Source organism: Acidimangrovimonas pyrenivorans (assembly GCF_042643245.1).
In the GTDB taxonomy this organism is placed as follows: domain Bacteria; phylum Pseudomonadota; class Alphaproteobacteria; order Rhodobacterales; family Rhodobacteraceae; genus Acidimangrovimonas; species Acidimangrovimonas pyrenivorans.
In genome coordinates, this window is record NZ_JBHRSK010000002.1 from 100,554 (window position 1) to 124,090 (window position 23,537).

Sequence of the window (23,537 nt, forward strand, 5' to 3'; positions counted from 1 at the left end):
CCGCCCCTCAATCCGCGAACGGGTCGGTGACGAGAATGGTATCCTCGCGCTCGGGGCTGGTCGAGAGCAGCGCGACCGGGCACCGGATCAGTTCCTCGATGCGGCGGACGTATTTGACCGCGGCGCCGGGCAGGTCGGCCCAGCTGCGGGCGCCGGCGGTGCTTTCGCTCCAGCCCTCCAGCGTCTCGTAGACCGGGGTCACGTGGGCCTGCAGGTCGGCCGCCGTCGGCAGGTAGTCGTAGTGCTTGCCGTCGAGCTCGTAGCCGGTGCAGATCTTGAGCTCGTCGAAGCCGTCGAGCACGTCCAGTTTCGTCAGCGCGATGCCCGAGACGCCCGAGGTGGCGCAGGTCTGGCGCACCAGCACCGCGTCGAACCAGCCGCAGCGGCGCTTGCGCCCGGTGACGGTGCCGAATTCGTGGCCGCGCTCGCCCAGGCGCTGGCCGTCGGCGTCGTCGAGTTCGGTCGGGAACGGGCCTTCGCCGACGCGGGTGGTGTAGGCCTTGACGATGCCGAGGACGAAGTCGATCGCGGTCGGGCCGAGCCCGGTGCCCGAGGCCGCCATGCCGGCGGTGGTGTTGGACGAGGTGACGAAGGGATAGGTGCCGAAATCGACGTCGAGCAGGGACCCCTGGGCGCCTTCGAACAGGATGCGCTTGCCGGCGCGGCGGGCCTCGGTCATCACCTTCCAGACCGGGGCGGCGAAGGGCAGGATCTTGGGCGCGATCTCTTCCAGCTGCGCCTTGAGCGCGTCGCCGTCGATCGGCTCGAGCCCGAGCCCCGAGCGCAGCGCGTTGTGATGGGTCAGCAGCCGGCCGATGCGCAGGTCGAGCGTCGCCGAGTCGCCGAGATCGGCGACCCGGATCACCCGGCGGCCGACCTTGTCCTCGTAGGCCGGGCCGATGCCGCGGCCGGTGGTGCCGATCTTGGCGACCGCGTTCTGGCTTTCGCGGGCGCGGTCGAGCTCGCCATGCACCGGCAGGATCAGCGGCGTGTTCTCGGCGATCATCAGGTTGTCGGGGGTGATCTCGACGCCCTGCGCGCTGAGCTTGTCGATCTCGGCCAAGAGCGCCCAGGGATCGAGCACCACGCCGTTGCCGATCACGCTCAGCTTGCCCTTGCGGACGATGCCCGAGGGCAGCAGCGACAGCTTGTAGACCTCGCCGTCGATCACCAGCGTATGGCCGGCATTGTGCCCACCCTGAAAGCGGGCGATGACGTCGGCCCTTTCGCTGAGCCAATCGACGATCTTGCCCTTGCCTTCATCGCCCCACTGGGCGCCCACGACGACGACGTTGGCCATGTGCTCCTCGCATTCTGCCGGTCAAACCCTGCGCGGTATAGCCGCCGGCGCGGGCGCGCGAAACCACAAATTCGCCGCAGCGTGCGCCCGCGCACTGGACAGCGGCGGCAAGAGCCGGGTAGCGAAAGGGAAACGCGCGGGAACCAAGAACAAGCGGTAGGGGAACATGATGGGGTTTTTCATGCGCTGGCTGGCAGCCTTCGTGCTGCTGGCCTCGACCTATAACCCGACGCAGTGGAACTATGTCAGCTGGATCGAGGCGAACTATGCCGTGCAGCTGCCGCTGGCGGTGCTGATGGGGCTGCTGTTGACGGTCGCCTACATGATCTACCTGCGCGCCACGCTGCGCTCGATCGGCAGCTTCGGCATGATCATGGTGATCGCCATCCTTGCCGCGCTGATCTGGGTGCTGATCGACTGGGGCGTGCTGACGCTCGACAATCCCGACCTGAACCTGTGGCTCGGCATCTTCGTGCTGTCCTTCGTCCTGGGCATCGGATTGTCCTGGAGCCTGGTCCGCCGGCGCCTGACCGGACAGGCCGATGTCGACGACCTCGACGAATGAGCCGAGACGGGGGGTTGCGACCCCCGCTGCAACAGCCTAAATAGCCCCGTCACCAGCCAGCGGAAGCCGTCCAATGGAAAACGTCGTTCTCATCATCCACCTGATCCTCGCGCTATGCCTGATCGGCGTGGTCCTGCTGCAACGTTCCGAGGGCGGCGGGCTCGGCATGGGCAGCGGCGACGGCGGCGGCGGCGGGGTGATGACCGGCCGCCAGGCCGCGACCGCGCTGGCCAAGCTGACCTGGATCTTCGCCATCGCCTTCCTCGCCACCTCGGTGACGCTGACCATCCTGGCGGCGCAGAAATCCGCCGGTTCCTCGGTCGTCGACCAGCTTGGCGGCAAGACCCAGCAGGCGCCGGCGACCACCCCGGCCAAGGACAACAGCCTGCCGGCGCCGAGCGGCGATCTTCTGCCGCCGAGCCAGAACAACCAGACCGACGCGCCCGCCACGCCGCCGCGCGCCGACTGATCCGGCCCCGATCGGGGTCCAAGCCGGGCTTCTGCCCGGCCGTGGCCCCGTCACCACAACCAATTGGTTCACGCCTAAACCGAGCAACATCATCTTGCGGTTTGCTTGCAGACCGCACGGAGTTCGACTATATGTTAACTCCCGTGATGCTGCGATTCCTTCGGGCTGATCCGCGACACTTGAACGAACGACTCACGGGAGATTCACCGCATGGCACGGTATGTTTTCATCACAGGCGGTGTGGTCTCCAGCCTGGGCAAGGGGCTTGCCTCGGCCGCGCTGGGGGCATTGCTGCAGGCGCGTGGTTTCTCGGTCCGGCTGCGCAAGCTCGACCCCTATCTCAACGTCGATCCCGGCACGATGTCGCCCTTCGAGCATGGCGAGGTCTTCGTCACCGATGACGGCGCCGAGACCGATCTCGACCTCGGCCATTACGAGCGATTCACCGGCGTCGCCGCACGCAAGACCGACTCGGTCTCGTCCGGCCGGATCTATTCCAACGTGCTCGAGAAGGAGCGCCGCGGCGACTACCTCGGCAAGACGATCCAGGTGATCCCGCACGTCACCAACGAGATCAAGGATTTCCTTGCCGTCGGCGACGACGAGGTCGATTTCATGCTGTGCGAGATCGGCGGCACCGTCGGCGATATCGAGGGCCTGCCCTTCTTCGAGGCGATCCGCCAGTTCAGCCAGGACCGGCCGCGCGGCGAGTGCATCTTCATGCACCTGACCCTGCTGCCCTACATCACCGCCTCGGGCGAGCTGAAGACCAAGCCGACCCAGCACAGCGTCAAGGAGCTGCGCGCCATCGGCATCGCGCCCGACGTGCTGGTCTGCCGCTCGGAACACCCGATCCCGGAAAAGGAACGCGAGAAGATCGCGCTGTTCTGCAACGTCCGCAAGGACGCGGTGATCGCCGCCCCGGACCTGAGCTCGATCTACGAGGCGCCGCTGGCCTATCACCGCGAGGGGCTCGACCAGGCGGTGCTGGACGCCTTCGGCATCTCGCCCGCGCCGCGGCCGAACCTGGCCCGCTGGGACGACGTCATGGACCGGCTGAACAATGCCGAGGGCGAGGTCCGCGTCGCCATCGTCGGCAAGTACACCCAGCTCGAGGACGCCTACAAGTCGATCGCCGAGGCGCTGACCCATGGCGGCATGGCCAACCGGGTGCGGGTGCGCTCGGAATGGATCGACGCCGAGATCTTCGAGCGCGAGGACCCGGCGCCCTATCTCGAAGGCTTCCACGCCATCCTCGTCCCCGGCGGCTTCGGCGAGCGCGGCACCGAGGGCAAGATCAAGGCGGCGAAATTCGCCCGCGAGCGCAAGGTGCCCTATCTCGGCATCTGCCTCGGGATGCAGATGGCGGTGATCGAGACCGCGCGCGACCTTGCCGGCCTGCCCGATGCCGGCTCGGAGGAGTTCGACCACGAGGCCGGCAAGAAGCGCTTCACCCCGGTCGTCTACCACCTCAAGGAATGGGTGCAGGGCAACTACACCGTCCAGCGCAAGGTTAGCGACGACAAGGGCGGCACGATGCGGCTCGGCGCCTATACCGCGCAGCTGACCCCGGGCTCGAAAGTGGCCGAGGTCTATGGCGCGACGACGATCGAGGAGCGCCACCGCCACCGCTACGAGGTCGACATCAAGTATCGCGACAAGCTCGAGCAATGCGGCCTGATCTTCTCGGGCATGAGCCCGGACGGCCGCCTGCCCGAGATCGTCGAGGTCAAGGACCACCCGTGGTTCATCGGCGTCCAGTTCCACCCCGAGCTGAAGTCGAAACCCTTCGCCCCCCACCCGCTCTTCGCCGACTTCATCCGGGCGGCGAAGGAGGTCGAGCGGCTGGTGTGAGGGCCACCGCTCCCTGATCGCCTTGCGGGTATCCCCGGCACCCTTCCGCCGATCCCTTCCCCGCGCTCTTTCCCGGGCCGCCCCCTCCGCGCTATCACGGAGGGGTGAGCCCGGAGACCCAGATGCCCCTGCCCCGCCCTGTGCCCCGCCGCGCCGTCCTTGTCCTGCTCCTCGGCCTTGCCGGCTGCGGCTACCGGCCGCCGGCCAGCCGGGCCGACACCTCGGGGCTGCATGCCGGCGAGACGCCGCAGCTGCGGCGGATGATCAACCATTACGCACGGGTCTACGACGTGCCGCCCTCGCTCATCCACCGGGTGATCCAGCGCGAGAGCGGCTACAATCCGCGTGCCCGCAACGGGCCCTATTACGGGCTGATGCAGATCCTGCCGCAGACCGCCCGGACGATGGGCTATCGCGGCCGGCCCTCGGGGCTGCTCGATGCCGATACCAACCTGAAATACGCGGTGAAATACCTGCGCGGCGCCTGGCTGGTCTCGGGCGGCAGCGAGAGCCGCGCGGTGATGTGGTACGCCCGCGGCTACTATTACGAGGCCAAGCGCCGGGGCATGCTGCGCGAGACCGGGCTGCGCTCGTGAGGGCTTGCGGCGGGCGCGCGAGCCGCTAGGCTTTGCGGGTCCAGGAGGTGCCATGCTCGCCTATCACACGCTCGACGTCTTCACCACGCAGGCCTTCGCCGGCAACCCGCTGGCGGTGGTGCTGGGGGCCGACAGCCTGACGCCCGAGCAGATGCAGATCATCGCGCGCGAGTTCAACCTGTCCGAGACGATCTTCGTCCAGCGCCCGCGGAACCCCGATCACGAGGCCAGGGTGCGGATCTTCTTCCCGACCGCGGAAATTCCCTTCGCCGGCCATCCGACCATCGGCTGTGCCTGCCTGCTGGCCGACCTCCGGCACGGGCCGGACAATTACCGCACCCATCTCGTGCTCGAGGAACAAGCCGGGCTGGTGCCGGTCACGGTGACCCGCAAGCGCGGCGTCACCGAGGCCGAGTTCATTGCCCCGGTCCTGCCCTACGCCCATCCCGGCGAAGCGCCGGCCGAGCTGATCGCCGCCGCGCTCGACCTGGGCCAAGAGGCGATCGGCTTCGGCCGCCACGCGCCCGGCATCTGGGAGGGCGGGCCGGCCTTCCTCTATGTCCCGGTCGCCGACCGCGCCGCGCTGGCCCGCGCCCGGCCGATCGAGCCGCATTGGTCGGCGCTGATGGCGGCGGCCAAGGTCGACAGCGCCTATCTCTATACCAGGGGCGACGGCGTCGATTTCCAGGCCCGGATGTTCTCGCCCACCGCCGGCATTCCCGAGGATCCGGCCACCGGCTCGGCCACTGCCATCCTGGCCGCGCAACTGCAGGCCGCCGGCCGGGTGAGGCCGGGCGAGCACGCCTTCAGCCTGCTGCAAGGGGCCGAGATGGGCCGGCCGAGCCACCTGACCCTGACCGTGGTCGCCACGGCGACCAAGCTGGTCGAGGTCCGGATCAGGGGCGCCGCCATGCCGGTCTCGGAAGGCCGCATCGCCGTCCCCGGCGCCCGTTAGAATTTCACAGGAGGAAAGAGATGCCCAAGGGATACTGGGTCGCCCATGTCGACGTGCACGACCCCGCGGTCTACGAGGAGTACCGCAAGGCCAATGCCGCGGCCTTTCAGAAATACGGCGCGCGCTTCATCGTGCGCGGCGGCGCGCAGGTCCAGCGCGAGGGCCAGAGCCGGGGCCGGACCGTGGTGATCGAATTCCCCAGCGTCGAGGCGGCGCGGGAGTGCTTCGACAGCCCGGAATACCAGGCGGCCAAGGCGCTGCGCGACCCGGTCTCGGAGGCCGACCTGGTGATCGTCGCCGGCTACGACGGCTGAGGCGGCCTTCCTTGGCCCCGTTCCGGCCCCGTCCCGGGCCTCGTCACCCCCTGCGACGAGGCCCGGCCGGGGCACCAGAAGCGCCGCGCCGCGAAGCCCACACAAGCGTGAGCCCTCTTCCCCCGCCCGCGCCGGCGCTTTATATGATAACCATGTTCGCCGATCTTCTCCGCGGCCTTCTGGCCCCCGCCCCGCAGCGCCTGCCCGAGCCGGACGCACGCCTCGCGCTCGCCGCGCTGCTGGTGCGCATCGCCCGCTCCGACGGCGATTACGCCGAGGAGGAGATCGCCCAGATCGACTGCATCCTCTCGTGCCATCACGGTCTGAGCCCGTTCGAGGCGGGCAAGCTGCGCCAGCAGGCCGAGGCGCTGGAGGCCGAGGCGCCCGACACCGTCCGCTTCACCCGGGCGCTGAAGGACGCGGTGCCCTACGAGGACCGGATCGACATGATCGAGGCGATGTGGGCGGTGGTGCTGGCCGACGGCAAGCGCGACCAGGAAGAGGATTCGCTGCTCCGCCTCGTCGCCAACCTGCTCGGCGTCAACGACCGCGACAGCAACATCGCGCGGCTCAAGGTCGAGCAGGGCAAGGCATGATCGCCGCGCTGCCGATGTATGACCGGCCCGAGAATGCCGGCGCCCATGATGCGCTCTGGGCCGCGATCCGCGACGCGATGCGGGCGCGCGGCGCCGCGGCGCCCGAGGCGCTGGACCGCGCGGTCGGGCTGATGGAGGGCTGGACCTCGCCCGAACTGGTGCTGGGACAGACCTGCGGCCTGCCCTTCCGCACCAGGCTGCATGACCGCGTCACCCTGGTCGCCAGCTTCGATTACGGCCTCGACGACACGCCGCCGGGCTACTACCGCAGCCTCTTCGTCAGCCGCGCCGACGAGCCGGGCGAGATCGCCGATTTCGCCGCCCGCCGCTTCGCCTACAACCAGTCCGACAGCCATTCCGGCTGGGCCGCGCCGCAGCTCGCCGCCGAGACGATCGGCTTCCGCTTCGAGCCGACGCTGGAAACCGGCGCCCACCGCGCCAGCGCCCGGGCCGTGGCCGAGGGCCAGGCCGACATCGCCGCCATCGACGCCATCACCTGGCGCGGGATCGAACGCTGGGAACCCGAGCTGGCCGCCGTCCTGCGCGTGCTGGGCCCGACCGCGGCCGCCCCGGGCCAGGCCCTGATCGCCGCCGCCGGCGCCGATGCCGACATCACCTTCGCGGCGCTGGAAGAGGCGCTCGACCGGCTGGACGACGACAGCCGCGAGACCCTGGGCATCGTCGGCGTGGTCCAGACCCCGGCGGAAACCTACCTGGCCGTGCCGACGCCACCCGGCCCCTGAAACCGGGCGCCGGGACGCGCCTGCGCGCGGCTCTTTCGCGCCCTTCCCTCTGCGGCAGCTTTCGGCGTTGCTTTCCGCCGCCGGATCGGCCCTACTGCGCGGCAGTTGCAACAACATACTGTGCTATCGTGACATCACGCGAAAGATCCGCTGACACCCAGGGTTTCCAATTCCGTCCGTTCCGCGCCCGGCCGCTGCCGCTGCGCCGCCTCGTCCCCCTGCCCTCGCGCCCGGCGCGGGGAGGTGCGGCATGATGACGAAGAACTGGCTGAGAAAGAACCCGCAGGTCCGGACCATTCGTGTCGCCGCCGCCGACCTCAACGGCCAGGCGCGCGGCAAGCGCGTCCCCGCCCGTTTCGCCGACAAGGTGGTCGCCGACGGCACCCGCTTCCCGATGTCGGTGCTCAACCTCGACATCTGGGGCGAGGATATCGACGACAGCCCGCTGATCTTCGACACCGGCGACGCCGACGGGGTGCTGAAACCGACCGAGCGCGGCTTCGTGCCGATGCCCTGGCTCGAGGCGCCGACCGCGCTGTTGCCGATCTGGATGTTCCGCGACAACGGCCAGCCCTATGACGGCGACCCGCGCCACGCCCTGCGCAACGTGCTCGACCGCTACCGCACCCACGGCCTGACCCCGGTGGTGGCGACCGAGCTGGAATTCTTCCTGATCGACGACAGCGGCAAGAAGCTGCAGGTGCCGCTGAGCCCGCGCTCGGGCAAGCGGCGCAAGGCGGCCGAGACGCTGTCGATCCGGGCGCTCGACGCCTTCGACACCTTCTTCACCGATCTCTACGACGCCTGCGAGGCGATGGACATCCCGGCCGATACCGCGATCTCGGAAACCGGGCTGGGCCAGTTCGAGATCAACCTGATGCACAGCGACGAGGCGCTGCGCGCGGCCGACGACACCTGGCTGTTCAAGATGCTGGTCAAGGGCCTGGCCCGGCGCCACGGCTTCGCCGCCAGCTTCATGGCCAAGCCCTATGCCGAATACTCGGGCAACGGGCTGCACACCCATTTCTCGCTGCTCGACAGCAACGGCGCCAACGTCTTCGACAATGGCGGCCCCGAAGGCACCGCGATGCTGCACCACGCCGTCGGCGGCTGCCTGGCGGCGATGCATGACAGCACGCTGATCTTCGCGCCCCATGCCAACAGCTACGACCGGCTGGTCCCCGGCATGCACGCGCCGACCGGCATCGCCTGGGCCTACGAGAACCGCACCGCCGCCGTCCGCATCCCGTCGGGCAGCCCGAAGGCACGGCGGATCGAGCACCGGGTGGCGGGCGGCGACGTCAATCCCTACCTGATGCTGGCGGCGATCCTCGGCGCCGCGCTGATCGGGATCGAGGATGCGATCGAGCCGCCCAAGCCGATCACCGGCAACGCCTATGCGCTCGACCTGCCGCAGATCCCGGACAGCTGGGACGAGGCGATCGCGGATTTCGAGACCAGCGATATGGTCGCCCGCATCTTCCCGCCCGAGCTGATCCGCAACTACGTGCTGACCAAGAAGCAGGAACGGCACTACATGGCGGAACTGAGTCCGGAGGAACAGGTCGAGGTCTATCTCGATACCGTCTGAGCGGTCGGAGAGGCCGGGGGCCCAGCCCCCCCGGCCCCCGGGATATTTGGATGAAGACGAAAGGGGAAGAAGAGCTCTTTTCCCCTTTCGTTGCCTGCCCTATCTGCAAGGCGCATGGCCTTGCCCTTCCTGAGGCGGCCGGGATACCGTGCCGCGAAACGACGAGAACACATCAAGATGCTGATCGGAATTCTGCAAACCGGCGAGTCGCCTGCGGATCTGCGCGGGGAAATGGGCGACTATCCCGCCATGTTCGAAAAACTGCTGGCCCCCTACGGCTTCACCTTCCGGACCTGGAAGGTGATGGAGATGGACTTCCCCGAGGACGTCAAGGCCGCCGACGGCTGGCTGATCACCGGCTCGCGCTTCGGCGCCTACGAGGATCATCCCTTCATCAAGCCGCTCGAGGACTTCATCCGCAAGGCCTATGACGCCCATGTGCCGATGGTCGGCATCTGCTTCGGCCATCAGATCATCGCCCAGGCCCTGGGCGGCAAGGTCGAGAAATTCGCCGGCGGCTGGTCGGTGGGGCCGACGGAATACGAGTTCGACAACGGCAAGGTGGTGATGAACGCCTGGCACCAGGACCAGGTGACCGAGAAGCCCGCCGGCGCCGAATGCATCGGCCGCTCGGATTTCTGCGAGAACGCGGCGCTGGTCTACGACACCCGCGCCTTCACCGTGCAGGCCCATCCCGAATTCGCCGACGACTTCGTCGGCGGCCTGATCGAGACCCGCGGCAAGGGCGTGGTGCCCGACGCGCTGCTGGCGGAGAGCCAGAGCAAGCTGGGCACTCCGCTCGACAGCCCCGCCGTGGTCAAGCGGATCGCGGAATTCTTCAAGCATCCCCGGGGCTGACCCGAGGTCATGCGGCGAGCTGGCGGCAATCCACCGCCGCTCGCGGATTTCTCAATGGCCAAATCGCCCGCGATGAGTTACAGAAAACCTGAAAGAGACTTTCAGGAAAGGTGAAGCATGGCCCTCGCACCGAATGTCTACGACGCCGAGCCGATCCCCGAAGCCGCCCGCGCCGAGATCGAGCGTCTGCTGAGCTCGGGCGACCTGTTCCGCTACACCTCCGACAACGCCCCGGTCGCGCTGCTGGAAGCCGAGTTCGCGCAGATGATGGGCAGCCGCTATGCCCTCGCCGTCTCGTCCTGCTCGGCGGCGCTGTTCCTGTCGCTCAAGGCGCTCGACCTGCCGGCCGGGGCCCGGGTCCTGATCCCCGCCTTCACCTTCGCCGCCGTGCCCTCGGCCGTGGTCCATGCCGATTGCGTGCCGGTGCTGGCCGAGGTCGGCGAGAACTACCGCATCGACCTCGACGATTTCGCCGCCAGGCTGGACGACGACATCGCGGCCGTCATCATCAGCCACATGCGCGGCCATACCTCGGACATGGACGCGATCATGGAACTGGCCGAGGCGAAGGGCGTGCCGGTGATCGAGGACGCCGCCCATTCGCTCGGCACCGTCTGGGGCGGGCGCAAGATCGGCACCATCGGCAAGATCGGCTGCTTCTCGTTCCAGTCCTACAAGCTGGTCAACTCGGGCGAAGGCGGCATCCTGGTCACCGACGACCCGGAAGTGGCCGCCCGCGCCATCATCATGTCCGGCGCCTACGAGCATAACTGGAAGAAGCATCCGGGGATGCAGAACAGCTTCCACCACTGGCAGAACAAGCTGCCGCTCTACAACATGCGGATGTCGAACATCGCCGCCGCCATCGTCCGGCCGCAGCTGCCGGAAGTGGCCCGCCGGGTCCGCGACGGCCGCGCCAATCACGACTATGTCGCCGAACAGCTCAACGCCTCGCCCTGGCTCGACGTCCCACCGCCGCTGGAGCCCGAGGAACGGGCGCCGGATTCGATCCAGTTCAACCTCGTCGGCTTCGACAGCGACGACGAGGCCCGCGCCTTCCAGGCCGCCGCCAAGGCGCGCGGCGTCTCGGTCCAGGTCTTCGGCCTGAGCCAGGACAACGCCCGCGCCTTCTGGAACTGGCAGTTCCTCGGCGAGACGCCCGAGCTGCCGAAAACCCGGGCCATGCTGATGCGCGCCTGCGACACCCGCCTGCCCGCCCGGCTGAGCCGCGAAGAACTCGACATCATCGCCGGGGCGCTGGTGGCGGCGGCGGAAGAGGTCAAGGGCGAGACCCGCGCCTACGGAACCTGAGCGCGGTACGAGAGAGACCGACGGGCCGGGGCTCTGCCCCGGACCCCGGAGTATTTCGGCAAAGGTGAAATGCAGGGCGGTGTCTCCCCATTTCATCTTCAGCTAAATATCCCGGGGTCCGGGGCAGCGCCCCGGCCTTGTCACAGCACCCGCAGCGCGCCCTCCAGCCACGGCATCCGCGCCACGGCCGGGGCCACCACCAGCTCCTGCAGCAGCGGCCGCAGCCGGCCGGCGACCTGGCCCGGCATGTCGCGCAGCACGCCGGCGCGGGCGGTGAGCGAGATCCGGCGCGACAGCGGGGCGAAGGGCAAGGGCAGGACATCGACCTTGTCGCGGAACCGCTGGGCGTGGAGGTAGCCGAGCGGCGTCAGGATGGTCCAGCCCGCGCCCTGCGCCACCATCGCCATGATCGCGTGATAGCTGTCGAGTTCGAAGCGATGCGCCAGCCGCAGCTCCTGCCGCGCCAGGTGGGCGGCGATCTGGCGGCCCATGGCGTGGCGCTTGGTGTAGAGGATCAGCGGCAGCGCCTGGAGCCGGGCCAGGGTGTCCGCACCCTCCGCCACCGCGCCTTTCGGCACCGCGGCGACGAAGGGTTCCGACAGCAGCGGATGCACCTCCATCCAGTCGGCCGCCGGCCCCATCTCGGCCGCGACCACCATGTCGAGCGCGCGGCTGTCGAGCTGGTCGAGCAGGCGGTGGCTGGGCCCGGTCTCGAGCAGGAACTGGCAGCCCTTCAGCTCTTCCGCCATGTCGGCGAGCAGCCGCGGGGTGACGTCGGAATCGAAATCCTCGATCATGCCGAGGCGAAAGCTGGTCAGCCCAGACAGGTCGCCCGCCGCCAGTTCGGCCCGCGCCTCGGCGGCCTCGTTGAGGATCGCCTGGGCGCGGCGGCGGAACATGGCCCCGGCCGGGGTCAGCGTCAGCGGCCGGGCCGAGCGGTCGAGCAGTTCGGCCCCCAGCGCCGCCTCGAGCGCGGCGAGCTGCTGGCTGACGCCCGAGACGCTGGCTCCCAGCCGCCGCGCGGCGGCCGAGATCGCGCCCTCCTCGGCGACGATCAGAAACACCTCTATGCCCCAGAGCGTGACCCGCCCCTGCGTCTCGCCCATGTCGCGAGGCTCCCTGTCGATGGCCTGCCCGATTGCGTCGCGGCAGGCTAGCCGGGCCGCGGCGCCGGCACAATCCGCCACGGCGCCGTCCCGATGCGGTTCTCACGGCCGGAATGCGGGACCATGAACCCGGCCACGGACCCGGGCCGGGCCATGGCAATCAGAGCTTGGACAGCTTGGACTGGAGCTCGGCCAGCTGCTTCTTGATCTGGGCCAGTTCCTCGTCCTTGCCCTGCTCGCCGGTGCCGGCGCCCGCGGCTTCGGGCCCGGTGCCGCCCTGCGCCGGCCAGCCCGCCATCATCGACTTGAGGAACGCCTCCTGCTGGCGCTGCAGCGCCTCGAAGCCGGGCACCGTCGCCATCGGGTTGGGCATCGAGCCGAGGTTTTCCATCATCTTCGACTGGCTGTCGCGCAGCATCTCGAAAGAGGCGGCGAGGAATTCCGGCACCACGCTCTGGGCGCTGGAGGTATAGCTGCGCACCAGGTCGGTCAGCACCGTGATCGGCAGCACGCTCTCGCCCTTGCTCTCATGCTCGGCGATGATCTGCAGCAGGTATTGTCGGGTCAGGTCGTCACCGCTTTTCAGATCGATGATCTGGACCTCGCGCCCGGCCCGGATGAAGCCGGCGATATCCTCGAGCGTGACATAGTCGCTGGTCTCGGTGTTGTAGAGACGGCGGCTGGCGTAACGCTTGATCAGAAGCGGTTTTTCGGTTTCGGCCATAAGGCCCCTCCCCCTTAATTCGCACATTCTTTTGCAGTGCAGAGAAAACTCTAGGGCAGCGCAGAAAAAAAAGAAAGGGCGGGCACGAGGCCCGCCCTTCAGCGTCCGGCCGGCGGGAGGAGAACCGGCGGTCGCCCGATTGTGTCGCGCGCTTACTTCGCGGCGGCAGCGGCCTTCTTGGCCGCGGCGGTGGCTTCCGTGGTCGCCTTCTTGACGGCGGCGGTGGCATCCTCCTGGATGTCCTTGCCCGCGGCCAGCATCAGCTCGACGGTTTCCATCTGCACCTTCTTCGCCACTTCGGCGAAGGCGGCCAGGTTCTCGGCAGCCATCTCGGCCGAGGCCGAGGCGAAATCGCCGAACGCCTTGCCGTAATCGGCCGGCTCGGTCTTGGCGGCGGCCACTTCGCTGGCCTTGGCCAGGGTGTCCTTGGTCCACTTGCTCGAGATCTCGGCCGATTTCTCGGCGGCGTCGAGCGCGACCTTGCTCATCTTCTCGCCCAGCGCGGCCTGGGTCTTGAAGGCGTCCTGCATGGCCGTGGTGTCGACCGGGAACGCCGACATCATGTCTTGCATCACCTTGGTAAAATCTTGGGTCTTCGTCGCCATTATTCAACTCCAGTTTGCGGGATTTCGGGGGCATCCCGTCCAAATCCATGGCCAATAGATACATGCTGCACCGCAGCATTTCAAGAGTTTTCGCTGCGATGCAGAAAGAGATTTCGAAAAGGGCAGGAAATCAGCCTTTTGGCCGGGCCACGACATAGCTGCCCGGGGCCGGGCCGAGCACTTCGTTGGTCGAATCGCCCGGCACGCGCGCCGCCACCTTGGCGCCCGAGCGCCGGGCCAGCCACTTGCCCCATTCGGGCCACCAGCTGCCCTGGTGATAGTCGGCCGCGTCCTTCCACGCCTCGGGATCGCCCATCTCGCCGCCGTTCAGGTAATGGCCATACTTGTTCTTCGCCGGCGGGTTGACGATGCCGGCGATATGGCCCGACTGGGCGAGGATGAAGGTCTTGTCCTTCGAGCCGAACTGACGCACGCCATTGAAGCTCGATTTCCAGGCGGCGATGTGGTCGGTCTCGCAGGCGACGGCGCAGACCGGCAAGGTGACGTCCTTGATCGAGACGTCCTCGCCGCAGATGCGATAGCTGCCGCTGGCGAAACGGTCCTGCTGGCACAGCCCGCGCAGGTACTCGACGGCCATCTTCGCCGGCAGGTTGGTGCTGTCGCCGTTCCAGTAGAGCAGATCGAAGGCCGGCGGCGCCTGACCCATCATGTAGCTCTTGATCGCCGGCTGGTAGATCAGGTCGTTCGAGCGCAGGAACGAGAAGGTGCGCGACATGAAGAACGAGCTCAGCAGGCCGGTCTGCTCGACCTCCTGCTCGATGCCGTCGACGAAATCGTCGGTCAGGAACACCCCGACCTCGCCTTGGTCCGAGAAATCGGTCAGCGTGGTGAAGAAGGTGGCCGACTTGATCGGGCTCTCGCCGCGCTTCTTCAGCAGCGCCAGCGTCAGCGCCAGGGTGGTGCCGGCGATGCAGTAGCCGACGGCGTTGATCTTCTTCTCGCCGGTGATCTTCTGCACCTCGGAAATCGCGGCCAGATAGCCCTCCTCGACATATTGGTCCATGCCGACATCGCGATAGCTGGCGTCCGGGTTGACCCAGCTGACCACGAACAGGGTGAAGCCCTGGTCGACGATCCACTTGATCAGGCTGTTGGCCGGCTTGAGGTCGAGAATGTAGAACTTGTTGATCCAGGGCGGGAAGATGATCAGCGGCGTGCGGTGCACCTTCTCGGTCGTCGGCGCGTATTGGATCAGCTCGAGCATGCGGTTGCGGAACACCACCGAGCCCGGCGTCGTCGCCAGGTTCTCGCCGACCTTGAACGCGTCCCGGTCGGCCAGCGTCACCAGCAGGTCGCCGTCATTCTCCTCGAGATCGCGGACCAGGTTCTCCAGCCCCGCCACCAGCGACTCGCCGTCGGTCTCGACCGCGCGTTCCAGCGCGTCCGGGTTGGTGCCGAGGAAATTGGTCGGCGACATCATGTCGATGATCTGGCGCGCGAAATACTCGACCCGCTGCTTGTCGCGCGGCGCGATCGTGTCGATCCCGGCCACCGCCTGCTCGATCGCCTCGGCGCTCATCAGGTATTGCTGCTTGATGTAGTTGAACCAGGGATGGGTCTCCCATAGCGGGTTGGCAAAGCGCCGGTCGCCGGGGGTCTGGTCCGGCGGCGGCGCCAGCCGGCCCTTGGCCAGATGCTCCTGCGCCTCGACGTAATGCTTCAGCGCCTTGCCCCAATAGGACACCTGCTGTTCGATCAATTTCGAGGGATTCTGCATCATTTCAGCCATGTAGGCCGTCGCCGCCTTGACGAAGAGATCCTGTCCGGGGCCCTGCAGGCTGGGATCGACCGGGCGCTTGCGGGCCATGGCCGCCACCAGCCGCTTCGACAACTCGTCAATCCGGGCGAGATTGGCGTTGAGACGATCGAGCTTTCGCGCTGCGTCCTCGTCATCGGTTGTCATGTTAATAAATTCTCCCTATCGTGCCGCTGTGCAGCATATCTGTGCTTGCCCGATGGGGAAAGCAACGATTGCCGTGAACACCCTGGGAGGAGCAGACCGGGGAAGGAGCGATCTATGAAAAACCTGATGACCTATGACCTGATGGAAACCGCTCGGAATACCAACGAGTGGCTTGGGGCGACGGCCCGGGCGATGGCGGCCTATCCCGCCTTCGGCCTCGTGCCCAACCCGATGGTCAACATCGTCGCCGCCTATGGTGCGGTGACCGAACGCGCCTTCGCCCGCATGGTCGCCAAGCCCGACTGGGGCATTCGCACCGTCGTCAGCGAAGAGGATGGCCGCGATCACATCGTCGAGATCGAGACCGTGATCTCCAAGCCCTTCGGCGACCTGATCCATTTCAACGTCCGCGGCCGGGCGCCGCGCGCCCGCCGGGTGCTGCTGGTCGCCCCGATGTCGGGCCATTACGCCACGCTCCTGCGTTCCACCGTCGCCAGCCTGCTGCCCGATTGCGAAGTCTACGTGACGGATTGGCACAACGCGCGTGACATTCCGGTCTCGGAAGGCAAGTTCGATATCGAGGATTACACGCTCTACCTCGTCGATTTCATGCGCGTTCTGGGGCCCGACCTCAACGTCATCGCGGTCTGCCAGCCGGCGCCGCTGACGCTGGCCGCCACCGCCTATCTGGCGGAAGAGGAGCCGGCCGCCCAGCCCCGCACCCTGACCCTGATCGGCGGCCCGATCGACCCCGACGCCGCCGCCACCGAGGTGACCGATTTCGGCCGCCGGGTGACGATGGGCCAGCTCGAACACCTGGCGATCCAGCGCGTCGGGGTGAAATATGCCGGTGTCGGCCGCGCGGTTTATCCCGGCCTGCTCCAGCTCGCCTCGTTCATGTCGATGAACGCCGACCGCCACGGCAAGGCCTTCTTCGACCAGATCCTGCGCCACGCCAAGGGCGCGGCCGGCGATCACGACGCTCACAACCGGTTCTACGACGAGTATCTCGCGGTGATGGACATGACGGCCGAGTTCTACCTCTCGACCGTCGAGCGGGTGTTCAAGAACGGCGAAATCGCCAGGAACGAGTTCGTCGTCGGCGGCAAGCAGGTCGACATCGGCAAGATCACCGATGTCGCGGTGAAGACGGTCGAGGGCGCCAATGACGACATCTCGGCCCCGGGGCAATGCATCGCCGCGCTCGATCTCTGCACCGGGCTGGACGACGCCAAGAAGGCCAGCCATGTCGAGCCCGGCGCCGGCCATTACGGCATCTTCGCCGGCAAGTCCTGGCGCGACAATATCCGGCCGCTGGTGCTCGACTTCATCGACGGCAATGCCGGCGGCCCGACGCCGCTGCGCCAGGTCAAGGGCGGCCGGGCCTGAGCCCCGCCCCCGCCTTAGCCCCGCCCGACCTGAGCCCGCGCTAGCGCAGCATCAGCGGCGCCCGCAGCCACGCCTCCAGCGCGTCCGTTACCGCCTCGGGCTGTTCGAGCGATGGCAGGTGGCCGCAATGACCGATCTCGACGAAGCTGCCATGCGGCATCAGCTCGGCCATGAAACGCTGGCGCCGCGGCGGGGTCACCGGGTCGTCGGAGCCGCCGATCACCAGCGCCGGCAGCATCGCCCGGCGCAGCACCTTCTGCTGGTCCGGCCGCCGCTGCAGCGCCCGGCTCTGGCGGATATAGACCCCCTCGCCCAGGGTCAGCGCCATGTCGCGCAGCATCTCGAGGATCTCGTCGCGCGCCCGGCCCGGCGCCAGCACGGTTTCGGGGAATTCCTTCGCCACCATCTCGGTCAGCCGCCCGGCCTGGGCGCCGACGATGCGCGGCTCGCGGGCCACGGAATCGGCCGAGGTCTCGGCCTGGGCATGGCTCGCGATCAGCGCGATCCGGCTTACCCGCTCGGGCGCCCGGCGCTGCATCTCGAGCGCGACATTGCCGCCAAGCCCCTGGCCGGCCAGCGCGAATTCCGCCGGCGCCTGCGCCAGCAGATCCGCGGCCATCTCCTCGACCGTGCTGCCGCGCACCGGCGCCGCCACCTGCACTGCCCGGCCAGAGGACAGCGCGATGACCTGATGCCAGAACGCGCGCGCGTCGCTGATCATCCCGGGCACGAGGACAAGGGGGTCTGGCATCGATAGGTCTTTCCGAGCTTCTTGGCGAGCTTCTTGACGAGATGCGCAACTCTCGCAGAGCGGGTGGAAAATTCAAGCGGATCGCCGCGCGGGCGGCGGCAATCCGCGATCACATTTGCTGTCCGGAAACACCCCGCGGAAGCCCGAGGGGGCGCGGCAGCGCGCCTCCCCCCCTGCCGGGCGCGCCGGCTCAGAAGCCCTGCCTCTTTGCCCAGTCGAGGATCAGCTTCTCCGTCCCCGCGGTCTGGCCCGGGCTGAGGATGTCGCCGGCGATGACATGGGAACTGGGATCGTCGCCCGGCCCCATCACCCGCTTGACCACCTCGTGCGGACCGCCCCACCCGGCGGCGATCTCGGCCGTGCGGCGCTCGTCCACCACCTCGTCGGCGGGGGCGTAGAGGAACAGCGCCGGCGCCATGTCGCGGCTGTAATCCTGACGCCCGGCATAGGCGACCAGGGCGCCGACCGGGAAGACCGCGACCGAGGGGTAGCAGGTGGTCCAGTATTTCTTGTGCAACGGGTTATGCGGCGTGAAGCAGCGCTTGCGCCCGGCGATCAGCGGCGCCCAGTAGCGCGCCAGCGGCATCGTCAGCACCACCGCCTTGGGGTCGCGCATGGCGAAATTGGGCGACAGCAGCACCAGCCCGTCGATCTGGCCCTTCAGCCGCGGATCGCTGGCCCCGATCGCCGCCAGCGTGCCGCCGGTCGATGTCGCCATCACGATCACCCGCTTGCCAATCCGGTGGCCGATGGCCAGCGCCTCGGCGAGGTCGTTCATCCACTTGCCCGTCGTCGCCGTAGCCAGCGCCGGACCGCCGAGGCCATGGCCGGCCAGCCGGGTGTAGAACAGGTTCGCCCCCAGCGCCCGTGCGACATCGTCCGGCACCGGCCGGATCTCCTGCGAGGTGGCCGAGAAGCCGTGGATATAGACGATCGCCACCGGCGTCTGCGCCCCGCGCGCGCCGGCCCAGACGATGCGCTTCTGCACGCCGGGGGTTATGTCGGGAAACTGCTGTTCTTCCTTCGCCAGGTAAGCGTCAAGATCTACCCCCATAGCATTGGGATCGAAGGTTATTCTTGTGTCCATTTCCGCGCGGGGTCCGAAAAGCCAAATCGCTGTGATCAGCAGGATAATGCAAAGCAGGCCGCGCCCCAACCAGCGCCCGAAGACCCGCATCTCAGCCGTCCGCCCGGGCCAGGACCTCACCGACGGAGGCCGCGATCAGGTCCAGGCAGTCGGGCGTCGAGAAGCGGTGGTCGGCGCCCTTGACCAGCGTCAGGCGGATGTCCTCGCCCTCGGCATGGGCAAGCAGGCGCAGCGCCACCTCCTGCGGCACGTCGAGATCGGCGGTGCCCTGCAGCAGCCGCACCGGGAACGGCAGGCCGAGATAGTCGCGCAGCACCAGGTGGCGGCGGCCGTCCTCGATCAGCTTGCGGGTGATGATGTAGGGCTCGTCGGAATATTCCGACGGCAGCTCGACCTGGCCATGCTCGTCCAGCGCCGCCCGCTGGGCGGTCGAGAACCCGTTCCACATGCTGTCCTCGGTGAAGTCCGGCGCCGCGGCGACGCCGACCAGGCCGGCGACCCGCTCGGGCAGCGCCCTGGACACCAGCAGCGCAATCCAGCCGCCCATCGACGAGCCGACCAGCACTTGCGGCCCCTCGGTCAGGGCCGAGATCGCGGCGACGGCATCCTCGGCCCAGTCGCCGATGCAGCCGTCGAGGAAGTCCTCGGACGACTGGCCATGGCCGGAATAGTCGAAGCGCAGGAAGGCGCGGCCGGTCTTTTCGGCCCAGTCCTGCAGGTAGAGCGCCTTGGTCCCCTCCATGTCCGACTTGAAGCCGCCGAGGAAGACGACGCCCGGCCCCTGCCCCGCCGTCCGGTTATAGGCGATCCGCCGGCCCTGCGGCGTTTCCAGGTATTCCATCGCGTGTCCTCCTGCCTGGCGCCCGGCCCGGGCGTCCCGATCCCTCGCCCAAGTCATGGCAAAGAAGCGGGTGCTGTGGAAGGCCCCCGGCCCTTGCCTGACGCAGCGACAGGCCGGGCCGGGCGTGGACAAAAGCGTCGCGGCGCCGGGCGGGCCGGTTGACTTCCCGCCGCGCCGCGCCGATACAGGCGCCCACATAACCCGCAACCGGGCGTTCCGTGGGCGCCAAACCGACGAGGAGATCGGCCTATGAGTGACAAAAACATTTCCTTTGGCTTTGTGCATAGTGCTGATTACAAACGTCCTGTAGACGACGTTTCGGCGAGCGAAATCAGGCTCACCTTCCCCGATGGCAATGCACGCAGCTTCCCCGCCGGCACCACGCCCGCGCAGGTCGCCGAGAGCATTTCCAAGTCTCTCGCCAAGAAGGCGATTTCCGCCACCGTCGACGGCGCCCATTACGACCTGCAATGGCCGATCGAGCACGATGCCAGCATCGCCATCAACACGATGCAGGATGACGGTCCGGCGCTCGAGCTGATCCGCCACGACCTGGCCCACATCATGGCCCGCGCCGTGCAGGAGATCTGGCCCGAGGTGAAGGTCACCATCGGCCCGGTGATCCAGAACGGCTGGTACTACGATTTCGACCGCGAGGAGCCCTTCACCCCGGAGGACCTGAGCGCGATCGAGAAGAAGATGAAGGAAATCATCAACCGCCGCGACCCGGTGACCACCGAGGTCTGGGACCGCGAGCGGGCGATCAAGTATTACGAGGCCAATAACGAGCCCTACAAGGTCGAGCTAGTCGAGGCGATCCCGGAGGATCAACAGATCCGGATGTACTGGCACGGCCACTGGCAGGACCTGTGCCGCGGCCCGCACCTGCAGCATACCGGCCAGGTGCCCGCCGACGCCTTCAAGCTGATGAGCGTCGCCGGCGCCTATTGGCGCGGCGACAGCGACCGCCAGATGCTGCAACGCATCTACGGCGTCGCCTTCAAGAACCGCGAGGATCTGAAGGCCTATCTGACCATGATCGAGGAGGCCGCCAAGCGCGACCACCGCCGCCTCGGCAAGGAGATGGAGCTGTTCCACCTCCAGGAAGAGGCGCCGGGCATGGTGTTCTGGCACCCCAACGGCTGGACCATCTACCGCACGCTGGAAGACTACATGCGCCGCCGCCTGTCGCGCGCCGGCTACAAGGAGATCAAGACCCCGCAGGTGGTCGACCGCATCCTGTGGGAGCGTTCGGGCCACTGGGAGGCCTATCGCGAGAACATGTTCATCGTCGAGGTCGAGGAGGAGCACGCCAAGGAAAAGCGCATGAACGCGCTCAAGCCGATGAACTGCCCCTGCCACGTCCAGGTCTACAACCAGGGTCTCAAGTCCTACCGTGACCTGCCGCTGCGGCTGGCCGAGTTCGGCTCGTGCCACCGCTATGAAAGCTCGGGCTCGATGCACGGGCTGATGCGGGTGCGCGGCTTCACCCAGGACGACGCCCATATCTTCTGCACCGAGGACCAGATCGAGCAGGAGACGGCGCATTTCCTCGAGCTGCTGTCGTCGATCTACCGCGACCTCGGTTTCGCCAAGTTCGACATCAAGCTGTCGACCCGGCCCGATGTGCGGGTGGGCTCGGACGAGATCTGGGACAAGGCGGAAACTGCGCTGGAAAACGCGATCCGCAAGGTCACCAACGATTACGAGATCGACCCGGGCGAAGGCGCCTTCTACGGGCCCAAGCTCGACTTCAAGCTGACCGACGCGATCGGCCGCGAATGGCAATGCGGCACCTTCCAGGCCGACTTCAACCTGCCGGTCCGGCTCGACGCCGAATATGTCGGCGAGGACGGCGCCAAGCACCGGCCGGTGATGCTGCACCGCGCCATCCTCGGCTCGTTCGAGCGCTTCCTCGGCATCCTGATCGAGAACTACGCCGGCAAGCTGCCGTTCTGGCTGGCGCCGCGCCAGGTCGTCGTCGCCTCGATCGTCTCGGATGCCGACGACTACGTGAACGAGGTGGTCGAGAAGCTGCAGGCCAGGGGCATCCGCGCCGAGGCCGACACCCGCAACGAGAAGATCAACTACAAGGTCCGCGAGCATTCGCTGGGCAAGGTGCCGGTGCTGCTGGCGATCGGCATGAAGGAGGTCGAGGACCGCAGCGTCTCGATCCGCCGCCTGGGCGAGCGCAGCACCGAGACCGCGACGCTCGAGCAGATCGTCGAGGACCTGGCGGCCGAGAGCCTGCCGCCCGACCTGGCCTGACCGCCGGCCCCGGAAAACACCGCGGAGAACACTGCGGGAAAAAGAAGGCGTCGCCCGCGGGCGGCGCCTTCTTCATCGGGGCCGCCGAGGCAGCAGCGAAACCGAGGTGATTCGCCATCATGGGCCGGGATCACGGCCTTGCCCGGCGCGACGCCGCTGTTGCGATGCTGCTTTGCGGCAACGGGCCGAGTCGCAGCCCCGGCGGCATTTGGCCTAATGCGCGTCCGGCTGCTGCGCCAGCAGGGCCAGCACGCCGGCCAGCCCGCACATCGCGATCGGGAACATGGTGAAGACGTTGAAGCCGAAGGCGTGATACATCCCCGCCATCGACACCAGCAGCAGCACGCCGGCGATCACGTTGCGCGCCCGCGCCATTGCCCCGCCGGCAATCGCCAGCAGCGGCGCGAACAGGCTAACTGTCCGGATCAACTCGGGATTCTGCACCTGATGGGCGAAATCCGCGACCTCGCCGTAATTGGCGATGAACTCGGTATAGCCGTAACTGAAGAAGCCGACGAGCATTCCCCAGAGCCCGCCGATGATCCCCAGAACCAGTGCCGCGTTGCGCATTCCGCACCTCCTTCGCATTGCCGTTCCGATATAGGCGCGCACCGCGGCCGGAGAAACCCCGAAGCCGCCCGCTGCAATCGCAAGTGGCATCGGCGGCTCCGCGCCGGCCCGCCGGCTCCGCCCCCGCTCACACCAATGACGCTTGATTTTCTAAACGGATGCGGCATCATTTTTTTGCGTGACGACAGTTCTTCAAGACGACCGCCTCCTGTTTCAGGCAGCCGGAAGACGACGAACTTGGCTGCACGGCCCACGGCAATTTCGCCGGGGGAAACTTGAAAAGGAGAGACGGAATGCCGACTGGCACCGTGAAATGGTTCAACAGCACCAAGGGCTATGGATTCATTGCGCCGGACGAAGGCGGCAAGGATGTGTTTGTGCATATCTCGGCGGTAGAACGCGCGGGCCTCAAGGGGCTGAGCGACAATCAGAAGATCGGCTACGAGCTGCAGTCGGGGCGCGACGGCCGCTCCTCGGCCGGCGACCTGCGCCTGCTCTGAACATCGCCGGAAAAGACATTTCGAAACGGCCCGGCGCCTGCCCGGGCCGTCTTGCTTTCCGAGACGGCCGGGGGCGCTGCCCCCTGACCCCCGGGATACTTGGATGAAGATGAAAGGGAAAGGCGCTGTGGCGTCCAGACCCCGCTCTGGCCCCGGACCTGGCTGTCACCGGCCTCAGCCGTTGGCCACCAGAAGCGCGCCGATGGCGATCAGGACAACGCCGAACCAGCCGGCGCCCGACAGCTTCTCGCCCAGGAACAGGCCGGCGAAGACGGCGACGAGGACGATCGACAGCTTGTCGATCGGGGCGACGCGCGAGGCCGGGCCCAGCTTGAGGGCGCGGAAATAGCACAGCCACGAGGCGCCGGTGGCGAGGCCGGAAAGGGCCAGGAAGGTCAGGCTGCGCGGCGAGACGGAACCGATGCCGCGCGCCTCGCCGGTCGCCCAGACGATGCCGGACAGGGCAGCGACGACGACCAGCGTGCGGATCAGCGTCGCCAGGTTCGAGGGCACGTCCTCGACCCCCAGCTTGGCCAGGATCGCGGTCAGCGCGGCGAAGACCGCCGCCAGCACCGCCCAGAAGGGCCAGGAGGCGCTCATGCCGCCCGCTCGTGATTTGT

General features: G+C 67.7%; 24 protein-coding genes. 14 read left to right on the forward strand and 10 right to left on the reverse strand.

Annotated features, from left to right (window positions below):
- Positions 1-7: 7 nt before the first annotated feature.
- Positions 8-1,300 (reverse strand): adenylosuccinate synthase, encoded by a 1,293-nt coding sequence (locus ACFOES_RS01375; protein WP_377831231.1) that lies wholly within the window; start codon positions 1,298-1,300, stop codon positions 8-10.
- A 169-nt stretch (positions 1,301-1,469) separates the two neighbouring features.
- On the opposite strand from ACFOES_RS01375, the gene ACFOES_RS01380 reads away from it, so the two are divergent.
- The 11 genes from ACFOES_RS01380 (at position 1,470) to ACFOES_RS01430 (ending at position 11,152) form a co-directional block, all read left to right on the forward strand.
- Positions 1,470-1,865 carry a DUF6524 family protein gene (locus tag ACFOES_RS01380; RefSeq protein WP_377831233.1) on the forward strand — a complete coding sequence of 132 codons (396 nt, stop codon included), beginning with the start codon at positions 1,470-1,472 and terminating at the stop codon, positions 1,863-1,865.
- 73 nt (positions 1,866-1,938) lie between these two features.
- Entirely contained in the window at positions 1,939-2,334 is a 396-nt protein-coding gene (gene secG / locus ACFOES_RS01385) for a preprotein translocase subunit SecG (protein WP_377831239.1), read from the forward strand.
- Positions 2,335-2,544: 210 nt separating this feature from the next.
- A complete protein-coding gene (locus ACFOES_RS01390) occupies positions 2,545-4,188 on the forward strand; it encodes a CTP synthase (protein WP_377831242.1) in 1,644 nt (547 codons plus the stop codon).
- Between the two features lie 122 nt (positions 4,189-4,310).
- Entirely contained in the window at positions 4,311-4,784 is a 474-nt protein-coding gene (locus tag ACFOES_RS01395) for a transglycosylase SLT domain-containing protein (RefSeq protein WP_377831245.1), read from the forward strand.
- Between the two features lie 52 nt (positions 4,785-4,836).
- A complete protein-coding gene (locus tag ACFOES_RS01400) occupies positions 4,837-5,739 on the forward strand; it encodes a PhzF family phenazine biosynthesis protein (RefSeq protein WP_377831249.1) in 903 nt (300 codons plus the stop codon).
- A 20-nt stretch (positions 5,740-5,759) separates the two neighbouring features.
- Positions 5,760-6,053: a DUF1330 domain-containing protein gene (locus tag ACFOES_RS01405; RefSeq protein WP_377831254.1), complete on the forward strand. Its 294-nt coding sequence runs from the start codon at positions 5,760-5,762 to the stop codon at positions 6,051-6,053.
- 152 nt (positions 6,054-6,205) lie between these two features.
- Positions 6,206-6,649, forward strand: a complete 444-nt coding sequence (locus ACFOES_RS01410; RefSeq protein ID WP_377831258.1) for a tellurite resistance TerB family protein — start codon at positions 6,206-6,208, stop codon at positions 6,647-6,649.
- Complete coding sequence (locus ACFOES_RS01415) at positions 6,646-7,392, forward strand: phosphate/phosphite/phosphonate ABC transporter substrate-binding protein (RefSeq protein ID WP_377831262.1); 747 nt, start codon at positions 6,646-6,648, stop codon at positions 7,390-7,392. Before ACFOES_RS01410 ends, ACFOES_RS01415 begins: the two co-directional genes overlap by 4 nt.
- A gap of 250 nt (positions 7,393-7,642) precedes the next feature.
- Positions 7,643-8,983, forward strand: coding sequence for a glutamine synthetase family protein (locus tag ACFOES_RS01420; protein WP_377831265.1), 1,341 nt, complete (start codon positions 7,643-7,645; stop codon positions 8,981-8,983).
- Between the two features lie 177 nt (positions 8,984-9,160).
- Positions 9,161-9,841 (forward strand): type 1 glutamine amidotransferase, encoded by a 681-nt coding sequence (locus tag ACFOES_RS01425; protein WP_377831269.1) that lies wholly within the window; start codon positions 9,161-9,163, stop codon positions 9,839-9,841.
- 117 nt (positions 9,842-9,958) lie between these two features.
- Positions 9,959-11,152, forward strand: coding sequence for a DegT/DnrJ/EryC1/StrS family aminotransferase (locus ACFOES_RS01430; protein WP_377831271.1), 1,194 nt, complete (start codon positions 9,959-9,961; stop codon positions 11,150-11,152).
- Between the two features lie 140 nt (positions 11,153-11,292).
- Here the strand turns inward: ACFOES_RS01430 and ACFOES_RS01435 are convergent, their stop codons facing one another.
- The 4 genes from ACFOES_RS01435 to ACFOES_RS01450 all read right to left on the reverse strand — a co-directional run bounded on the left by ACFOES_RS01435 (position 11,293) and on the right by ACFOES_RS01450 (position 15,511).
- Positions 11,293-12,258 carry a LysR family transcriptional regulator gene (locus ACFOES_RS01435; protein WP_377831275.1) on the reverse strand — a complete coding sequence of 322 codons (966 nt, stop codon included), beginning with the start codon at positions 12,256-12,258 and terminating at the stop codon, positions 11,293-11,295.
- 160 nt (positions 12,259-12,418) lie between these two features.
- On the reverse strand, positions 12,419-12,982 hold the full coding sequence (gene phaR, locus ACFOES_RS01440) for a polyhydroxyalkanoate synthesis repressor PhaR (RefSeq protein WP_377831277.1): 564 nt from the start codon (positions 12,980-12,982) through the stop codon (positions 12,419-12,421).
- Positions 12,983-13,134: 152 nt separating this feature from the next.
- The gene (locus ACFOES_RS01445; RefSeq protein WP_377831279.1) at positions 13,135-13,587 is read right to left on the reverse strand and encodes a phasin family protein; all 453 of its coding nucleotides are present in this window, start codon (positions 13,585-13,587) and stop codon (positions 13,135-13,137) included.
- A gap of 130 nt (positions 13,588-13,717) precedes the next feature.
- A complete protein-coding gene (locus ACFOES_RS01450) occupies positions 13,718-15,511 on the reverse strand; it encodes a PHA/PHB synthase family protein (RefSeq protein WP_377831282.1) in 1,794 nt (597 codons plus the stop codon).
- A gap of 114 nt (positions 15,512-15,625) precedes the next feature.
- On the opposite strand from ACFOES_RS01450, the gene phaZ reads away from it, so the two are divergent.
- Positions 15,626-16,900 carry a polyhydroxyalkanoate depolymerase gene (phaZ, locus tag ACFOES_RS01455; RefSeq protein ID WP_377831285.1) on the forward strand — a complete coding sequence of 425 codons (1,275 nt, stop codon included), beginning with the start codon at positions 15,626-15,628 and terminating at the stop codon, positions 16,898-16,900.
- A gap of 40 nt (positions 16,901-16,940) precedes the next feature.
- Here phaZ and ACFOES_RS01460 read toward each other — a convergent pair whose 3' ends face one another.
- From ACFOES_RS01460 to ACFOES_RS01470, 3 genes are all read right to left on the reverse strand, one after another.
- Positions 16,941-17,651 carry an alpha/beta fold hydrolase gene (locus ACFOES_RS01460; RefSeq protein ID WP_377831291.1) on the reverse strand — a complete coding sequence of 237 codons (711 nt, stop codon included), beginning with the start codon at positions 17,649-17,651 and terminating at the stop codon, positions 16,941-16,943.
- A 190-nt stretch (positions 17,652-17,841) separates the two neighbouring features.
- Positions 17,842-18,705 (reverse strand): alpha/beta hydrolase, encoded by an 864-nt coding sequence (locus tag ACFOES_RS01465; protein ID WP_377831295.1) that lies wholly within the window; start codon positions 18,703-18,705, stop codon positions 17,842-17,844.
- Positions 18,706-18,829: 124 nt separating this feature from the next.
- Positions 18,830-19,579: an alpha/beta fold hydrolase gene (locus ACFOES_RS01470; protein ID WP_377831299.1), complete on the reverse strand. Its 750-nt coding sequence runs from the start codon at positions 19,577-19,579 to the stop codon at positions 18,830-18,832.
- Between the two features lie 249 nt (positions 19,580-19,828).
- On the opposite strand from ACFOES_RS01470, the gene thrS reads away from it, so the two are divergent.
- Complete coding sequence (gene thrS / locus ACFOES_RS01475; protein ID WP_377831303.1) at positions 19,829-21,847, forward strand: threonine--tRNA ligase; 2,019 nt, start codon at positions 19,829-19,831, stop codon at positions 21,845-21,847.
- Between the two features lie 213 nt (positions 21,848-22,060).
- Here thrS and ACFOES_RS01480 read toward each other — a convergent pair whose 3' ends face one another.
- Entirely contained in the window at positions 22,061-22,417 is a 357-nt protein-coding gene (locus ACFOES_RS01480; protein ID WP_377831307.1) for a hypothetical protein, read from the reverse strand.
- A gap of 293 nt (positions 22,418-22,710) precedes the next feature.
- Between ACFOES_RS01480 and ACFOES_RS01485 the strand changes: the two genes are divergently transcribed.
- Complete coding sequence (locus ACFOES_RS01485; RefSeq protein ID WP_377831311.1) at positions 22,711-22,917, forward strand: cold-shock protein; 207 nt, start codon at positions 22,711-22,713, stop codon at positions 22,915-22,917.
- A gap of 174 nt (positions 22,918-23,091) precedes the next feature.
- On the opposite strand, the gene ACFOES_RS01490 is transcribed toward ACFOES_RS01485, so the two are convergent.
- Positions 23,092-23,517, reverse strand: a complete 426-nt coding sequence (locus ACFOES_RS01490; protein ID WP_377831314.1) for an EamA family transporter — start codon at positions 23,515-23,517, stop codon at positions 23,092-23,094.
- Positions 23,518-23,537 lie beyond the last annotated feature (20 nt).

What these genes read in the sequence shown, in the direction of transcription:
- ACFOES_RS01450 (WP_377831282.1), bottom strand. Translation starts at nt 15,511, where the DNA reads ATGACAACCGATGACGAGGACGCAGCGCGAAAGCTCGATCGTCTCAAC.
- phaZ (WP_377831285.1), top strand. Translation starts at nt 15,626, where the DNA reads ATGAAAAACCTGATGACCTATGACCTGATGGAAACCGCTCGGAATACC.
- ACFOES_RS01380 (WP_377831233.1), top strand. Translation starts at nt 1,470, where the DNA reads ATGGGGTTTTTCATGCGCTGGCTGGCAGCCTTCGTGCTGCTGGCCTCG.
- ACFOES_RS01390 (WP_377831242.1), top strand. Translation starts at nt 2,545, where the DNA reads ATGGCACGGTATGTTTTCATCACAGGCGGTGTGGTCTCCAGCCTGGGC.
- ACFOES_RS01435 (WP_377831275.1), bottom strand. Translation starts at nt 12,258, where the DNA reads ATGGGCGAGACGCAGGGGCGGGTCACGCTCTGGGGCATAGAGGTGTTT.
- ACFOES_RS01480 (WP_377831307.1), bottom strand. Translation starts at nt 22,417, where the DNA reads ATGCGCAACGCGGCACTGGTTCTGGGGATCATCGGCGGGCTCTGGGGA.
- ACFOES_RS01375 (WP_377831231.1), bottom strand. Translation starts at nt 1,300, where the DNA reads ATGGCCAACGTCGTCGTCGTGGGCGCCCAGTGGGGCGATGAAGGCAAG.
- thrS (WP_377831303.1), top strand. Translation starts at nt 19,829, where the DNA reads ATGAGTGACAAAAACATTTCCTTTGGCTTTGTGCATAGTGCTGATTAC.
- ACFOES_RS01490 (WP_377831314.1), bottom strand. Translation starts at nt 23,517, where the DNA reads ATGAGCGCCTCCTGGCCCTTCTGGGCGGTGCTGGCGGCGGTCTTCGCC.
- ACFOES_RS01425 (WP_377831269.1), top strand. Translation starts at nt 9,161, where the DNA reads ATGCTGATCGGAATTCTGCAAACCGGCGAGTCGCCTGCGGATCTGCGC.
- phaR (WP_377831277.1), bottom strand. Translation starts at nt 12,982, where the DNA reads ATGGCCGAAACCGAAAAACCGCTTCTGATCAAGCGTTACGCCAGCCGC.
- ACFOES_RS01400 (WP_377831249.1), top strand. Translation starts at nt 4,837, where the DNA reads ATGCTCGCCTATCACACGCTCGACGTCTTCACCACGCAGGCCTTCGCC.
- ACFOES_RS01445 (WP_377831279.1), bottom strand. Translation starts at nt 13,587, where the DNA reads ATGGCGACGAAGACCCAAGATTTTACCAAGGTGATGCAAGACATGATG.
- ACFOES_RS01470 (WP_377831299.1), bottom strand. Translation starts at nt 19,579, where the DNA reads ATGGAATACCTGGAAACGCCGCAGGGCCGGCGGATCGCCTATAACCGG.
- ACFOES_RS01430 (WP_377831271.1), top strand. Translation starts at nt 9,959, where the DNA reads ATGGCCCTCGCACCGAATGTCTACGACGCCGAGCCGATCCCCGAAGCC.
- ACFOES_RS01460 (WP_377831291.1), bottom strand. Translation starts at nt 17,651, where the DNA reads ATGCCAGACCCCCTTGTCCTCGTGCCCGGGATGATCAGCGACGCGCGC.
- secG (WP_377831239.1), top strand. Translation starts at nt 1,939, where the DNA reads ATGGAAAACGTCGTTCTCATCATCCACCTGATCCTCGCGCTATGCCTG.
- ACFOES_RS01405 (WP_377831254.1), top strand. Translation starts at nt 5,760, where the DNA reads ATGCCCAAGGGATACTGGGTCGCCCATGTCGACGTGCACGACCCCGCG.
- ACFOES_RS01395 (WP_377831245.1), top strand. Translation starts at nt 4,311, where the DNA reads ATGCCCCTGCCCCGCCCTGTGCCCCGCCGCGCCGTCCTTGTCCTGCTC.
- ACFOES_RS01415 (WP_377831262.1), top strand. Translation starts at nt 6,646, where the DNA reads ATGATCGCCGCGCTGCCGATGTATGACCGGCCCGAGAATGCCGGCGCC.
- ACFOES_RS01410 (WP_377831258.1), top strand. Translation starts at nt 6,206, where the DNA reads ATGTTCGCCGATCTTCTCCGCGGCCTTCTGGCCCCCGCCCCGCAGCGC.
- ACFOES_RS01465 (WP_377831295.1), bottom strand. Translation starts at nt 18,705, where the DNA reads ATGGGGGTAGATCTTGACGCTTACCTGGCGAAGGAAGAACAGCAGTTT.
- ACFOES_RS01485 (WP_377831311.1), top strand. Translation starts at nt 22,711, where the DNA reads ATGCCGACTGGCACCGTGAAATGGTTCAACAGCACCAAGGGCTATGGA.
- ACFOES_RS01420 (WP_377831265.1), top strand. Translation starts at nt 7,643, where the DNA reads ATGATGACGAAGAACTGGCTGAGAAAGAACCCGCAGGTCCGGACCATT.